The 14,996-nt window shown below is 73.0% G+C and carries 13 protein-coding genes; 8 read left to right on the top strand and 5 right to left on the bottom strand.

Translation table 11 applies throughout. The features are described 5' to 3' along the window. Positions 1-13 precede the first annotated feature (13 nt). Positions 14-796 (bottom strand): ABC transporter permease, encoded by a 783-nt coding sequence (locus tag ACSU6M_RS07020; protein ID WP_437067954.1) that lies wholly within the window; start codon positions 794-796, stop codon positions 14-16. Beyond that, positions 793-1,815 (bottom strand): ATP-binding cassette domain-containing protein, encoded by a 1,023-nt coding sequence (locus ACSU6M_RS07015; RefSeq protein WP_437067953.1) that lies wholly within the window; start codon positions 1,813-1,815, stop codon positions 793-795. The genes ACSU6M_RS07020 and ACSU6M_RS07015 overlap by 4 nt, the downstream gene beginning before the upstream one ends. A 63-nt stretch (positions 1,816-1,878) precedes the next feature. Here ACSU6M_RS07015 and ACSU6M_RS07010 point away from each other — a divergent pair, with 63 nt between their 5' ends. Beyond that, complete coding sequence (locus tag ACSU6M_RS07010) at positions 1,879-2,592, top strand: TetR/AcrR family transcriptional regulator (RefSeq protein WP_437067951.1); 714 nt, start codon at positions 1,879-1,881, stop codon at positions 2,590-2,592. A 58-nt stretch (positions 2,593-2,650) separates the two neighbouring features. Here the strand turns inward: ACSU6M_RS07010 and ACSU6M_RS07005 are convergent, their stop codons facing one another. The 3 genes from ACSU6M_RS07005 to hmgA are packed head-to-tail and all read right to left on the bottom strand — an operon-like array spanning position 2,651 to position 5,914. Further along, positions 2,651-3,790, bottom strand: coding sequence for a type ISP restriction/modification enzyme (locus tag ACSU6M_RS07005; RefSeq protein ID WP_437067950.1), 1,140 nt, complete (start codon positions 3,788-3,790; stop codon positions 2,651-2,653). Positions 3,791-3,801: 11 nt separating this feature from the next. Then, the gene (locus tag ACSU6M_RS07000; RefSeq protein WP_437067948.1) at positions 3,802-4,551 is read right to left on the bottom strand and encodes a GntR family transcriptional regulator; all 750 of its coding nucleotides are present in this window, start codon (positions 4,549-4,551) and stop codon (positions 3,802-3,804) included. A gap of 49 nt (positions 4,552-4,600) precedes the next feature. Further along, positions 4,601-5,914 carry a homogentisate 1,2-dioxygenase gene (gene hmgA, locus ACSU6M_RS06995; RefSeq protein ID WP_437067947.1) on the bottom strand — a complete coding sequence of 438 codons (1,314 nt, stop codon included), beginning with the start codon at positions 5,912-5,914 and terminating at the stop codon, positions 4,601-4,603. Positions 5,915-6,178: 264 nt separating this feature from the next. Between hmgA and ACSU6M_RS06990 the strand changes: the two genes are divergently transcribed. The 7 genes from ACSU6M_RS06990 (at position 6,179) to ACSU6M_RS06960 (ending at position 14,851) form a co-directional block, all read left to right on the top strand. Beyond that, positions 6,179-6,784 (top strand): hypothetical protein, encoded by a 606-nt coding sequence (locus ACSU6M_RS06990; RefSeq protein WP_437067946.1) that lies wholly within the window; start codon positions 6,179-6,181, stop codon positions 6,782-6,784. After that, the gene (locus ACSU6M_RS06985) at positions 6,781-7,401 is read left to right on the top strand and encodes a TetR family transcriptional regulator (protein ID WP_437067944.1); all 621 of its coding nucleotides are present in this window, start codon (positions 6,781-6,783) and stop codon (positions 7,399-7,401) included. Before ACSU6M_RS06990 ends, ACSU6M_RS06985 begins: the two co-directional genes overlap by 4 nt. A gap of 118 nt (positions 7,402-7,519) precedes the next feature. Further along, positions 7,520-9,748 carry a molybdopterin oxidoreductase family protein gene (locus tag ACSU6M_RS06980; RefSeq protein WP_437067942.1) on the top strand — a complete coding sequence of 743 codons (2,229 nt, stop codon included), beginning with the start codon at positions 7,520-7,522 and terminating at the stop codon, positions 9,746-9,748. A 140-nt stretch (positions 9,749-9,888) separates the two neighbouring features. Further along, positions 9,889-11,319 (top strand): CitMHS family transporter, encoded by a 1,431-nt coding sequence (locus ACSU6M_RS06975; protein WP_437067941.1) that lies wholly within the window; start codon positions 9,889-9,891, stop codon positions 11,317-11,319. Between the two features lie 21 nt (positions 11,320-11,340). Further along, positions 11,341-12,555, top strand: a complete 1,215-nt coding sequence (locus ACSU6M_RS06970) for an MFS transporter (RefSeq protein WP_437075033.1) — start codon at positions 11,341-11,343, stop codon at positions 12,553-12,555. Positions 12,556-12,957: 402 nt separating this feature from the next. Next, the gene (locus ACSU6M_RS06965) at positions 12,958-14,292 is read left to right on the top strand and encodes an ABC transporter ATP-binding protein (RefSeq protein WP_437067940.1); all 1,335 of its coding nucleotides are present in this window, start codon (positions 12,958-12,960) and stop codon (positions 14,290-14,292) included. Positions 14,293-14,398: 106 nt separating this feature from the next. After that, positions 14,399-14,851, top strand: a complete 453-nt coding sequence (locus ACSU6M_RS06960) for a DUF3574 domain-containing protein (protein WP_437067938.1) — start codon at positions 14,399-14,401, stop codon at positions 14,849-14,851. Positions 14,852-14,996 lie beyond the last annotated feature (145 nt).

Raw genomic sequence — 14,996 nt, 5'->3', positions numbered from 1 at the left:
GCCCACCGGTTTGTCATGCACGGGGGTGCGCGTACCGGCGTACCGCCAGTGGCGCGAACACCCCGATCAGCACCGCGCACCAGGCCAGTGAACCGGCCACCGGATGCGCCACGGGCCAGGCGGCCCCCTCCGGGACGGGCGCGTTGCCGAACAGGTCCCGCAGGGCCGTGGTGACCGCGCTGATCGGGTTCCACTCGGCGAGCGTGCGCAGCCAGCCCGGCAGGCCGTCCGTGGGGATGTACGCGTTGGACAGCAGCGGCAGCATGAAGGTCGCGCTGCCGAGCTGGCCGGCCGCCTCCTCGCTCCGGGACAGCAGCCCCAGATGGATGCCGACCCAGGTGCAGGCGAACCGGAACAGCAGCAGGAGCGCCACCGCGCCGGCCGCCGCGCCCGCCGAGCCCTCCACTCGCCAGCCCACCGCGAGCCCCACCAGCAGGAACGGCACGGTCCCCGCCGCCGTGACCAAGAGGTCGGCCACCGCCTGCCCGAGCGGCACCGCGGCCCGGCTCACCGGCAGGGTGCGCAGCCGGTCGGTCACGCCCCGGTGGACGTCCTGGGCGGCCTGGAACATGCCGGTCATGATCCCGTTGGCGGCGGTCGCCACCAGCAGGCCGGGCACCAGGAAGGAGCGGTACTCGGCGCCGGGCATCGCCAGCGCGCTGCCGAAGACGTAGCCGAAGAAGAGCAGCATCGTGATCGGCATGGTCTGGGTGAGGACCACCAGCGCCGGGTTGTTCCGGATCCGCATCAGCTGCCGGCTCAGCATGGCCGTGCCGTCGTACGCGAGGGCGCTCATGCCGCGATCTCCTTGTCGTCCCCGGCGAGACTGCCCCCGGCGGGACTGTCCCCGGTGAGGCTGTCCCCGGTGAGGCCGTCCCCGGCGAGGCTGTCCCCGGTCAGGCGCAGGAACACCTCGTCGAGCGTGGGCGGTCTCAGGCTCGCGTCGAGCAACGGCACGCCCGCCGCGTCGAGTTCGCGGACCAGGCGGGGGAGGGTGAGCGTGCTGTCGCGGCTGACCGCGCCGACGGTGCCGTGGGCGGGGTCGAGCGTCGGTTCGCCGCCGGTCAGCCGGTCCAGGACACCCGCGGCCTCGGCCAGGGCGCCGGGGTCGGCGACGACCGCCTGCGCGTAGGAGCCGATCAGCGCCTTGAGGTGGCGGGGCGAACCCGTGTGCGCGACCCGGCCGCGGTCCACCAGGGCGATGTCGTCGGCGAGTCGGTCGGCCTCCTCCAGGTACTGGGTGGTCAGCAGGATCGTCGTGCCCTCTTCGCTCAGCTCGCGGACGGCGTTCCAGATCTCGCCCCGGCCGGCCGGGTCCAGGCCGGTCGTCGGCTCGTCGAGAAAGAGGACCTGCGGGCGGCGGATCAGGCTCGCCGCGAGGTCGAGGCGGCGGCGCATACCGCCCGACCAGGTGGCGGCGGGGCGGTCGGCGGCCTCGGCCAGGCCGAAGCGGTCGAGCAGTTCGGCGGCGCGCCCGGCCGGGTTCCGCACCCGGTGCAGCCGGGCGAACAGCCGCAAATTCTGCCGGCCGGTCAGATCGCCGTCGACGGTCGCGTACTGCCCGGTGACACCGATGGCCCGGCGTACGGCCGCCGCCTCCCGGACGAGGTCGTGCCCCGCGATCCGGGCCGACCCGGCGTCCGGCCGCAGCAGTGTCGTCAGCACCCGCACGGCCGTCGTCTTGCCCGCCCCGTTCGGGCCGAGCACACCGCAGACCGTGCCCGCGGGGACGGCGAGATCGAGGCCGCGCAGGGCGCGCACCTCGCCGAACCGCTTCTCCAGACCCTCACTAAGTACAGCGTACGTAGTAGTCATGCGCCGACCATAGCGCACTACGTACGGTGTACGTAACTACGATGGTGGGCGAGGTGATGATCGATGGCGGGCCGAGCGGCCGTACCCGAAGTGATCTGGGCCCGTCCCGAGCGGACCGGCCGGGGGCCGAAGCCGGCCCATACCCGCGCCGACATCGCGGCGGCGGCCGTGCGGATCGCCGACGCGGAGGGGCTGGACGCGGTGTCCATGCGGCGGGTCGCCGCCGAGCTGGGCTGCGGCACGATGTCGCTGTATAACTACGTCCCCCGCAAGGAGGACCTGTACGAGCTGATGGTCGACGCGGTCAGCGGTGAGCACGAGCTGTGGGAGCCGAGCGGGGACTGGCGCGCGGACATGCTGCGGGTGGGCCGTCAGACGCGCGAGCTGATGCGGCGGCATCCCTGGCTGCCGCGGCTGATGTCACCCGTGTACGGGTTCAGCCCCCACGCGCTGCGGTATCTGGAGCACTGCCTGGCCTGCCTGGATCCGCTGGAGATGACCTACGGCATGAAGATGCAGCTCGTCGGCATGCTCACCGGGACGGTGACGACGTATGTCGCCAATGAGCTGGCCACGGGCGAGCGGTCGCGGTCCCTGCCCTGGTCGGAGGACGAGGAGAACGCGGTGCGGATGGCCTATCTCGCGGGGCGGCTGGCGAGTGGGGCGTATCCGCGGATGGCGGCGGCGTTCGCGGAGGATCCGGGGCCGATCGATCTTGAGGCCGTGTTCGAGGTGGCGCTCCACCGGGTGCTGGACGCGTTCGCGCCGCGGGAGTGAGGGGCCGTCCGCCGGGCGCGGGCCGTGCGCGGCCGGGCGCGCGGAACCCCTTCGGGGGTCACAGGAGCGTGAACTGGCCCTCCGGACCCTCCTCCTGATGGTCCAGGACCGAGGCGGGCCTGCGGGCCGCCGGGGGCGCGGGGAGGATGCCGGCCGCTCGGAGCTCTGCCGTCGTGATCCGGTCCGTCACCTTCAACTCCTCCCGCTGCGGGCGCAGTTCCGCCAGCAGGGCCAACACCGTGATCAGCTCCAGGAGTTCGGAGGTCCACGTCTGGGGCCACGTCGTCGGACGGATCGCCTCCAGCGTGCCGGGCTCCGGGCCGGCCGTCCTCGTGGTGAACCACTGCTCCAGGACCCGGACCCCCTGCACCTCGAAGTCCCATGCCCCGGCCGGGACGGGGGAGATACGGCCCTCGCCGAGGTGGAGGGTCTCCTCCTCGGGGTCGTAGCGGAGGGCGGCGGGGCGGGCGGGGAGCGGGGCGCGGACGTAGGGGCGGCGGCCGCCGGGGAGTCTGGGGCGGTCGCCGTCGCGGCGCAGGAGCCAGAGGATGCGGTGGCCCAGCCGGACACCGCGGGACCACAGTTCGGGGTCCCGGGTGAGGGGGACGGTGAGGTCGGGGCGGGCCGCGGCGAGGGTCCAGGCCAGGAAGTCCAGTGGGTCGGAGGTATGTCCGAGGGCGGCCAGGAGGCCGGGGGCCAGGTTGGGTTCCGTGGCGCCCGGGCGGCGGTACAGCGGGCGGACGCGGCCGGTGCGGACCAGCGGGAACAGGGAGGTGGCCGGCAGGAAGGGGGAGTCCGGCGTCTCGACCAGGAACACCTGGTGCCCGTCCGCCACCCGCCACAGCTCGGGGCGGGCCGCGTCGATGAGGCGGTGGTCGGGGATCAGCCACTGCTCGTCGAAGGGGGCGCACAGGACCCGTACCGGCTCCGGGCAGGGGCCCGAGGCGCGCACCAGCTTCTCCGTGCCGCCGCGCTGTCCGGGCAGTTGCCCGACGGGCGTGTGCAGGGTGCGGGAACGGGTGGGGCCGAACAGCGCCTCGCGGTCCGCGCCCTCCGCCTTCACCAGCGCCGCCCAGCGGGCCTTCAGTGAGGCGGGATCGGGCGCCACGGGCCAGGCACGGCCCAGTCGGGGCGGTGCGACGGACCACGGCATGAGGTCCGCGAGCAGCGGAGCGTCGTCGTACGTCACGCCCGGCATCGTACGACGGCTCAGTGGGCCTCAAGCGTGACCGTGAACGAGAAGCGGTCGCCCCGGTAGTGGATGACGGCCACGTCCAGGACGCGGCCCTGCTGGTCGTAGGTGACGCCCGTGTAGTGCAGGATCGGGCTCAGCAGGGGGACGTCGAGCAGGCGGGCCGTCTCCGGGTCGGCCAGACGGGCCTCCACGGTGTCCGTGATGCGGCTGATGTCCGCCTTGACGACGTCCCGCAGCACCTTGGTCATCGGCCAGCGCACCAGGTCGGCGGGGTCGATGCGGTCGGCGAGTTCGGGGCGTACCCAGTTGCGGGCGTGGTTGGTCGGCTCGCCGGTCTTCTCGTCGCTGCGCAGACGGTGGTACGTCGCCACCTCGGCGAGGTCCGGGAAGTGCTCGGCGAGTTCGGCGGGCGGGGCGGCCCGGCCCTGGTCGAGCAGCTCGGTGGCCATGCCGGACTGCTGGGCCACGATCGCGTCGACCGAGCCCAGCAGCCGTACCGGAGCGCCCCGCCTGACGTCCGGCTCGATGAACGTGCCCCGCCGCCGGTGCCGGCTGATCAGCCCCTCGTCCTCCAGCTCCTTCAGCGCCTGCCGCATGGTCAGCACGCTCACGCCGTAGTGCCCGGCCAGCTGCTCCTCGGTGGGCAGCCGCAGCGGGTCCTGCGGCGACCGGCCGAGTATGGACGCACGCAGCGACTGTGACACCTGGTACCAGAGCGGCAGCTTGCGGTTGAGGACGATCGAGTCCGGGGCGAAGGAGGTCACGGGGCCATCCGTACCCTTTCGGGAATCTTCAGTGCAACCTGTCCGGCCGTCACATCGGGCGGAAGTGCCGCTCCAGGCCCTGCCAGACGTCGTCGTAGCGCTCCTGGAGGTGCTCGGCGCGGGCCGCGTGCGGGGTGAGCGTCACCGGCCAGCGGGTCTCGAACATGAACGCCAGACCGTCGTCCACCTTGTGCGGCTTCAGCTCGGCCGCGCTCGCCTTGTCGAACGTCTCCCGGTCCGGGCCGTGCGCCGACATCATGTTGTGCAGCGAGCCGCCGCCCGGCACGAACCCGCCGGCCTTGGCGTCGTAGGCGCCCTCGATCAGGCCCATGTACTCGCTCATCACATTGCGGTGGAAGTACGGCGGCCGGAAGGTGTCCTCGCCCACCAGCCAGCGCGGCGCGAAGACCACGAAGTCCACGCCCGCGAGGCCCGGCGTGTCCGACGGCGAGGTCAGCACCGTGAAGATCGACGGGTCCGGGTGGTCGTAGGAGATCGTGCCGAGCACATTGAAGCGGCGCAGGTCGTACACGTACGGGACGTAGTTGCCGTGCCAGGCGACGACGTCCAGCGGTGAGTGCTCGTACGTCGCCCTCCAGAGGTTGCCGCAGAACTTGTTCACCACCTCCACCGGCCCCTCGACGTCCTCGTAGGCGGCGACGGGCGCCTTGAAGTCCCGCGGATTGGCGAGGCCGTTGGCGCCGATCGGACCGAGGTCGGGCAGGCGGAAGGCGGCGCCGTAGTTCTCGCAGACGTACCCGCGCGCGGACTCGTCCAGCAGCTCCACGCGGAAGCGGACCCCGCGCGGGATCAGGGCGACATGGCCGGGCTCGGCGTGCAGCAGGCCGAACTCCGTGCGCAGCAGCAGCCCGCCGCGCTCGGGCACGATCAGCAGCTCGCCGTCGGCGTCGCTGAAGACGCGGTCCATGGAGGCGTTGGCGTGGTAGAGGTGCACGGCCATGCCGGCGCGCTGGGTCGCGTCGCCGTTGCCGCCCAGGGTCCACAGGCCCGCCAGGAAGTCGGTGCCCTCGGGGGGCTCCGGGAGCGGGTCCCAGCGCAGCCGGTTGGGGTCCGGGACGGTCTGGGTGAACGGGCCGGTGCGCAGGGTGCCGTTGCCGGTGCGGGTGAACGCCGGGTGCGCGGCCGAGGGGCGGATGCGGTACAGCCACGAGCGGCGGTTGTGCGCCCTGGGCTCGGTGAACGCCGTGCCGCTGAGCTGCTCGGCGTACAGGCCGAGGGGGGCTCGCTGCGGCGAGTTGCGGCCCTCGGGCAGGGCGCCCGGCACGGCCTGCGAGCTGTGCTCGTTGCCGAAACCGGAGAGGTACGTCAGCCCTTCGGCGGTCTTCCGCGCGTCCGCGCTCATGCCTACTGCTCCCTGCCGTCTGAAGTGGGGTGCGACTGATGAAGTGGGGGTGCGACTGATGAAGTGGGGTGCGTGAAGTGGGGGTGCCACTGATTCCTATGCTTCACCGTAGGATTGGGAGAGGGTCGGCGCAAGAGGGGAGCGCGATCTCGTCGGCGTCCTCCCACGGGTGTCCTCGGGCGGCCCGTCGTCCTCTGTGGGGATGACCGGAACCAGACTCCAGGGGGATTCGAGGTGTCGGACCCGTGTTCTAGGCTCGCGACCATGTCGTGGACGCGGAGATCCCTCGCCGCGCTCGCGGTCTGTGTCCTGCTGCTGACCGGATCCGCGGGCTGCGGGAGCAGTGGGGCAGGTGAGGACAAGAACGGCGACTCGCCGTCGCCGGTGGGGCAGGTCCTGGAGGACCGGGACGATCAGGGGCAGCCCTATCGCGAGGTGGACGAGGAGAACGCCCCCGAGGTCCGCATCGAGGTGCAGCCGGACGCCGAAGGGGCGGGCTGGGACGTACGCCTGGCGCTGCGCAACTTCCGCTTCTCACCGCCCGGTACGCCGGAGCGGGCGGCCCCCGGACGCGGCTTCGCGCGCCTCTATCTGGACGGCAGGCCCGTCGCCGAGCTGCGCGATCCGGCCCACCGCCTCGCCGCCGGCCTGATGACGCGCGGCACCCACCAGGTCACCGCCCGGCTCTACGCCGACGACGGCACGGTGTGGGCGGTGGACGGCGAGCCGGTGGAGCGCACGGCGGACATCACGGCGTCGGGGGAGGAGGCGGCGGAGCGGCGGGCCACCGGGTCCGGCGTGAGCCGTGACCCCGGTTCCGTCCGTACCCAGGGGCGTGGTTCACCCGACCCCGGCGGAAGGGCATCATGAAGCCCGTGCCCCACGCGACCTCGCTCCGCCGCGCCCCCGTGCAGCGGCGCAGCGCCGAACGCCTGACCAGGATCCTGGACGCCTGCGCCGACCTCCTCGACGAGGTCGGCTACGACGCCCTGAGCACCCGCGCGGTGGCGCTGCGCGCCGGTGTGCCCATCGGCTCGGTCTACCGCTTCTTCGGCAACAAACGGGCGATGGCCGACGCCCTCGCCCAGCGCAACCTGGAGCGCTACACCGAGCGGGTCCGCGAGCGCCTGAAGGACAGCGCGGGCGGCGGGGACTGGCGCGCGGCCATGGACGTCGTACTCGACGAGTACCTCGCCATGAAGCGCACCGCACCCGGCTTCTCGCTCGTCGACTTCGGCAACCAGATCCCGGTCGGCTCCCGCGACGCCGAACCCAACCACCGGGTCGCCGAGCGCCTCACCGAACTGCTCGCCGCGTATCTCGCCCGCCGGCCGGACGAGGACATGCGGCGCAGCTTCCTGATCGCCGTCGAGACCGCGGACACGCTGGTGCATCTGGCGTTCCGGGTGGACCCGGAGGGGGACCGGCGGATCCTCGGGGAGATGCGGGAGCTGCTGCATCTGTACCTCGGGCGCGTGCTCGACTGATCGGAGGCCGGCCGGAGCCTCATCGAGGCGACAGGCAACCCCTCCCCTCCATGCCTACCGGTCGGTATGCTCGGGCGAGCCCGTGCGTCACCGCCGCCGCGACCCTCCGGGAGGACCCGTGTCCCGCACCGCCCTGCGAATCTGCCCCCTGTGCGAGGCCACCTGCGGGCTGACCCTCACGATCGACGGCACCCGGGTCACCGGGGCCCGCGGCGACCGCGAGGACGTCTTCAGCCGTGGCTTCATCTGCCCCAAGGGCGCCTCCTTCGGCGCCGTCGACGGCGACCCCGACCGGCTGCGCAGCCCGCTGGTGCGCCGGGACGGCGAACTCGTCGAGGCCACCTGGGAGGAGGCGTTCGACGCGGTCGCCGCCGGACTGCGCCCGGTCGTGGAGCGGCACGGACCGCACTGCGTCGGTGTCGTGCTCGGCAACCCCAATGTGCACACCATGGCCGGCGCCCTCTACCCGCCCGTCCTGCTCGCCGCGCTCGGCACCCGCAGCCTGTTCACCGCCTCCACGGTCGACCAGATGCCCAAGCACGTCTCCAGCGGCCTCCTCTACGGCGACGCCAACGCCATCCCCGTACCCGACCTGGACCACACCGACCACCTGCTGCTCATCGGCGCCAACCCGCTGGAGTCCAACGGCAGTCTGTGCACCGCCCCCGACTTCCCCGGCAAGCTCAAGGCGCTCAAGGCCCGCGGCGGCACCCTCACCGTCGTCGACCCCCGCCGCACCCGCACCGCCCGCCTCGCCGACCGGCACATCGCCGTGCGGCCCGGCACGGACGCCCTGCTGCTCGCGGCCATGGCGCAGGTGCTGTTCGAAGAAGACCTCACGGACCCGACGCCCCACGCCCAGGGGATCGACGAACTCCGCGCGGCGCTGGAGGACTTCACCCCCGAGGCCGTCGCCGGGGCCTGCGACGTGGACGCCGGGACGATCCGCACCCTGGCCCGCGAGCTCGCCGCCGCCCCCACCGCCGCCGTCTACGCCCGCATCGGCAGCTGCACGGTCGCCCACGGCACCCTGGCCAGCTGGCTCGTGGACGTCCTCAACATCCTCACCGGCAACCTCGACCGCCCCGGCGGCGCCCTGTTCCCGCAGGCCGCCACCGACAGGACACCCCGACCCGCCGGACCCGGCCGCGGCTTCACGCTCGGCCGCTGGCACTCACGGGTGAGCAAACACCCCGAGGCCAAGGGCGAGTTGCCGCTCTCCGCACTCGCCGAGGAGATCGACACCGCCACCGAGGACGGTGAGCCGGTCCGCGCGCTGATCGTGGTCGGCGCGAACCCGGTGCTCTCCGCACCCGACGGCGACCGCCTCGACAAGGCCCTGGACTCCCTGGACTTCATGGTCAGCGTCGACCCCTACCTCAACGAGACCTCCCGCCACGCCCACGTCGTCCTGCCCCCGCCCCCGCCCTCCCAGAGCCCGCACCACGACTTCGCCTTCAACACCCTCGCCGTGCGCAACCAGGTCCGCTACACCCGCCCCGCCGTGCCCCTGGAGGACGGCCGCATGGCGGAGACCGAGATCCTCGCCCGGCTGACCCTCGCCGCGACCGGCATGCACGGCGCCGACCCCTCGGCCGTGGACGCGATGGTCATCGACCAGACCCTCGGCAAGGCGGTCCGCGAACCCCACTCGCCCGTGCACGGCCGCGACCCGAAGGAGCTCGCCGCGGAACTCACCGGCGACACCGGCCCCGAGCGCCGGCTCGACATGATGCTGCGCCTCGGCCCCTACGGCGACGGGTTCGGCGTACGACCGGACGGACTGACGCTGGAGAAGCTGCTCGCCCACCCGCACGGCATCGACCTCGGCCCCCTGCGGCCCCGGCTCCCGCAGCCGCTGAAGACGGTCAGCGGCCGGATCGAACTGCTGCCGGAACCGATCGCCGCCGACCTGCCCCGTCTGAAGCGGGCCATGGCCGAACGCCCCGACGGACTGCTGCTGGTCGGCCGCCGCCATCTGCGCTCCAACAACAGCTGGATGCACAACATCCCCGCGCTCACCGGCGGCTCCAACCGCTGCACCCTCCACCTCCACCCGCAGGACGCCGAACGGCTCGGCGTCCGGGACGGGGCGGCCGTACGCGTCAAGGGCGCCGGGGGAGAGGTGACGGTCCCCGTGGAGGTCACCGACGCCGTGCGCCGAGGCGTGGTCAGCCTGCCGCACGGCTGGGGCCACGACCGCCCCGGCACCCGGCTCGGCCACGCCGCCAAGGACCCCGGCGTCAACGTCAACCAGCTCCTCGACGGCAGCCTGCTCGACCCGCTGTCGGGCAACGCGGTCCTCAACGGAGTGCCGGTCCAGGTGGCGCCCCTGGCGTCCCCGTGAACTGCACAAAGCTGTGACCAGCAGTTTTGCGCTTATTGCTCGCACGTCAACATCTTGTTAACCCCGTTTGACGGGACCTAACGTCGCTCGCACCGCCGGCCCTGGTGGGATGTTCAAGGGCGAACGTTAGGTATCCACTCATGCTGACCATCCTCGGCTTCGCCATGATCGCGACCTTCCTGGTCCTGATCATGCTGAAGAAGATGTCGCCCATCGCGGCGCTCGTGCTGATCCCCGCGCTCTTCTGCGTGTTCGTCGGCAAGGGCGCCGAGCTGGGCGACTACGTCATCGACGGCGTCTCCAGCCTCGCGCCCACCGCCGCGATGCTCATGTTCGCGATCGTCTACTTCGGCGTGATGATCGACGTCGGCCTCTTCGACCCGATCGTGCGGGCCATCCTGAAGTTCGCCAAGGCCGACCCGATGCGGATCGTCGTCGGTACGGCCCTGCTCGCCGCGATCGTCTCCCTGGACGGCGACGGCTCCACCACCTTCATGATCACCGTCTCGGCGATGTATCCGCTGTACAAGCGCCTGAAGATGAGCCTGGTCGTCATGACCGGTGTCGCCGCCATGGCCAACGGCGTGATGAACACCCTGCCCTGGGGCGGCCCCACCGCCCGCGCGGCCACCGCGCTCAAGCTCGACGCCAGCGACATCTTCGTCCCGATGATCCCGGCGCTCGCCGTCGGCCTGCTCTTCGTCATCGGCCTCTCGTACGTCCTCGGCCTGCGCGAGCGCAAGCGGCTCGGGGTGCTGACGCTGGAGGAGGTGCTGGAGGAGGAGACGGTCCTGGTGGGCGCGGGCTCGGGTGCCGGTGAGGCCAAGGCGCGTACCGGCGCGGCGGGTGCCGGTGAGGCCAAGGCGCGTACCGGCGCGGCGGGTTCCGGTGCGGACGCCTCCGAGGGCTCCTCCGACGAGGACGACGACTTCAAGGGCCTGGACCCCGACCGCCCCACCCTGCGCCCCAAGCTGCTGTGGTTCAACGCGCTGCTCACGCTCACCCTGCTCACCGCCATGATCATGGAGTGGCTGCCGATCCCGGTGCTGTTCCTGCTCGGCGCCGCCCTCGCGCTCACCGTCAACTTCCCCCGGATCCCCGATCAGAAGGCCCGCCTCGCCGCCCACGCCGACAACGTCCTCAACGTCTCCGGCATGGTCTTCGCCGCCGCCGTCTTCACCGGCGTCCTCCAGGGCACCGGCATGGTCGACCACATGGCCACGTGGATGGTCGACGTCATCCCCGAGGGCATGGGCCCGCACATGACCCTCGTCACCGGTCTGCTGAGCCTGCCGCTGACCTACTTCATGTCCAACGACGGCTTCTACTTCGGCGTCCTGCCGGTCCTCGCCGAGGCGGGTGCCGCGCACGGTGTGAGCCCGCTGGAGATGGCCCGCGCCTCCCTCGTCGGCCAGCCGCTGCACATGTCCAGCCCGCTGGTCCCGGCCGTCTACGTCCTGGTCGGCATGGCGAAGGTGGAGTTCGGCGACCACACCCGGTTCGTGGTCAAGTGGGCGGCCGCCACCTGTCTGGTGATCCTCGCCGCCGGAATGCTCTTCGGCATCATCTGACCTTCCATGGAGGACGTCGTCGTGAGGCCCGGTGGGAACCGCGGCTGGCTGCTCCGCCTCGTCATCGCCTTCGGCTTCGCGCAGGGGGCGGTGTCGATGGCCCGGCCCGCCGTGTCCTACCGGGCCCTGGCGCTCGGCGCGGACGAGACGGCGGTCGGGGTCATCGCCGGGGTCTACGCCCTGCTGCCGCTGTTCGCCGCGGTCCCGCTGGGCCGCCGTACCGACCACGGCCGCTGCGCCCCGCTGCTGCCGGTCGGCGTGGTCCTCATCGCCGGCGGCTGCGCGCTCAGCGGACTGGCCGGCTCCCTGTGGACGATGGCCGTCTGGAGCGGGGTCATGGGCCTCGGCCACCTGTCCTTCGTCATCGGCGCCCAGTCCCTGGTCGCCCGGCAGTCCGCCCCGCACGAACAGGACCGCAACTTCGGCCACTTCACCATCGGCGCCTCCCTCGGCCAGCTGATCGGCCCGATCGCGGCCGGCGCGCTGATCGGCGGCGGCGACCGGGCGGGCACCAGCGCGACGGCCCTGCTCGTCGCGGGCGCGGGCGCGGCGGTCGCGTGCACGTCCCTGTGGCGCGTCGAACACCGCGGTACGAGGCCCAGGTCCCGAACCGCGCAGTCCGTCCCCGTCCATCGCATCCTGCGCGCCAGGGGCGTACCGGCCGGCATCCTGATCAGCCTGTCCGTGCTCTCCGCGACCGACATCCTCACCGCCTACCTCCCCGTCGTCGGCGAGCACCGCGGCATCGCCCCCTCGGTCGTCGGCCTGCTGCTCAGCCTGCGCGCGGCGGCCACGATCGCCTGCCGCCTGGTGCTCACCCCGCTGCTTCGGCTGCTGGGCCGCAGGGCGCTGCTGATGGTGACGTGTCTGCTGGCGGCCCTGCTGTGCGCGGCCGTCGCGCTGCCGGTGCCGGTGTGGGCGCTGGCCGTGATGCTGGCCGTCCTCGGCTTCTGCCTCGGCGTGGGACAGCCGCTGTCGATGACGACGGTCGTGCAGGCCGCCCCCGACGGCGCCCGCTCCACCGCCCTCGCCCTGCGGCTGACCGGCAACCGCCTCGGCCAGGTCGCCGCGCCCGCCGCGGCCGGCCTGATCGCCGGAGCCGCGGGCGTGGCGGCGCCCTTCGTGATGCTGGGCGGGCTGCTGCTGCTCTCGTCGGGCGTCGCCCTGCGCGCCCCGGCGAAGCCGGAGACGGCGGCCACGGGGGCGGCGGAGCGGCGGCGGATCTCCCAGCGGTGAGGGGCCTGGCGGCGGCGGATTCCCCGGCGCTGTGGTGGCCGAGCCGCGGCGGATTTCCCGGCGCTGTAGTGACCGACCCCGGCAGGGGATATCCCGGCGCTGAGCGGGCCGAACGGCGTCGACTCCCCGGCGCGGAGAGGGCCGAGCGGCGGCGGACTACCCGGCGCTGAGAGGGCTGAGCCGCGCTGGATTCCCCGCGCTGAGGTGACCGACCCGCGCTGGAATCCCCCGCTCCGAGGCCGGCCGTCTCACCTGCTGGACGAAGGTGCCGGAACCGGTCATTCCCCTACCGCGGCCGCACACCTTCCGTTAGCTTCCGTGACCCACAGGCGGCTCGCGACCACGCGAGGCGCGTCAAGTCCGTGGAGCACCAGCGCCCTTATGAGCCCTCGGGGGCCTCTCATGTCACGCGCCATCTCTCTGCACGACGTCAGCAAGAGCTACACCAGGGGCACCCTCGTGGTGGACCGGCTGACACTGGACATCGCCCCCGGCGAGTTCCTCGTCCTGCTCGGCCCGTCCGGCTGCGGCAAGTCGACGGTGCTGCGCATGATCGCCGGTCTGGAGGAGATCGACGAGGGGCAGCTGCTGCTGGACGGCGAGTACGCCAACGACCTGCCGCCGGGCGGCCGGGACATGGCGATGGTCTTCCAGAACTTCGCCCTCTACCCGAACATGACCAGCCGCGACAACATCGGCTTCCCGCTGCGCATCGAGGCCCCGGGCGCGGACCCGCGCCCGCGCGTGGACGCCACCGCCCGCATGCTCGGCATCGAGGACCTCCTGGACCGCTTCCCCCGCCAGCTCTCGGGCGGCGAACGCCAGCGCGTCGCGATGGGCCGCGCGGTCGCCCGCCACCCCTCCGCCTTCCTGATGGACGAGCCCCTGTCCAACCTCGACGCCAAGCTCCGCAACCACCTGCGCGCCGAGATCGCCCGCCTCACCCGCGAGTTGCGCACCACCACGGTCTACGTCACCCACGACCAGTCCGAGGCCATGTCGCTCGGCGACCGGGTCGCCGTCCTGCGCGGCGGCGTCCTCCAGCAGGTCGGCACGCCCCGCGAGGTCTACGCGCTGCCCCGCAACGTCTTCGTCGCCGCCTTCATCGGCACCCCGCGCATCAACCTGCTGCGCGGCCTCGTACGGGCGCCGATCGGCGGGGCGATGACCATCGCCCTCGGCAAGCAGTACCTGCGGCTGCCCGAACCCCTCTCCCTGGACCACCAGATGCTCCGCGTCCAGCAGGGCCGCGAGGTCATCGTCGGCCTGCGTTCGGAGGCCCTGCGCCTGGCCGACCCGTCGGCCGCCCGGCCCGGCGAGGTGCCGCTGATCGGCCTGGTGGAGCACGTGGAGTTCCAGGGCCACGAGATGCTCGTGCACGTCAACACCGGCTCCCGCCCCGCGGTCGTCCCCGAACTGGAGGCCCCGCGCCCGGTCCGCCGCCCCCGGCGCCGCCGCGAGTCCGGCACGGTCCTCGACCGGCTCCGCGAGCGGGCGGGCGCGCTGCGGGCCGGCCCCGTCGTGGTCCTGGACCGCCCCGCGGACCCGGAGCCGGAACCCGCCGCACCCCAGGGCCGCATCCCCGGCGACCTCATCGTCCGCACCACCCCCGACCTCCATCTCCGCCACGGCATGCAGGTGCCGCTCCTGGTCGACCTCGCCCATCTCTTCGTCTTCGACGAGAACGGCGAACGCGTCTGCCCGGCCCCGGCCCGGCTGCCGGACCTGGAGGAGTGAGCGGTACGCCGCCGGCCGCGCCACGGGGGTCCCGTACCGCCGCGTACGAGTGACGCTTGAGCGGGGCGGCACCCGGGCGGCAGCGGGGGCGGCTAGGCAGGAGCCCATGACCCTGCATCTCACCCGCACCCGCGTCGGCGTCCTCGTGGCCGGCGCCCTCCTCACCGCGGCCGCGCCGACCGCCTACGCCGCGCTCGCCGACACCACCGCCCCGATGCCGGTGCGCGGTGAGCCGTACACCGAGACCCGGCTGCTGTTCGGCACCGAGCGGGCCGACGGCGGCCCGGCCGTCACCGACCGGCAGTTCACCGCCTTCGTCGACAAGGAGGTGACCCCGGACTTCCCCGACGGACTGACGGTCCAGACCGGCCGCGGCCAGTGGCGCGACGCCGGCGGCCGCATCCAGAAGGAGCGGTCCTACGAGCTGACCCTGCTGTATCCGGTCGAGCGGACCGCCGAGAACGACCGCAGGATCGAGGAGATCCGCCGCGCCTATGAGAAGGCGTTCGGCCAGGAGTCGGTGGGACGCGTGGACGAGAGGGTACGGGCGGACTTCTGACGGGGGCGCTCGCCGGGGGAGGGGGCCCCGGCCCCAGCTCGCGCCCCCGAAGGCCCCAGCTCGTACCCCCGAAGGCCCCAGCTCGCACCCCCGAAGGCCCCAGCCTCGTACCCCCGAAGGCCCCAGCTCCCGCCCCGCAGGGCCC

The organism is Streptomyces sp. enrichment culture (assembly GCF_964272895.1).
Lineage (GTDB): Bacteria > Actinomycetota > Actinomycetes > Streptomycetales > Streptomycetaceae > Streptomyces.
The sequence above is the reverse complement of the archived record's forward strand: the minus strand, read 5'-3'. Positions and strand labels throughout refer to the sequence as shown.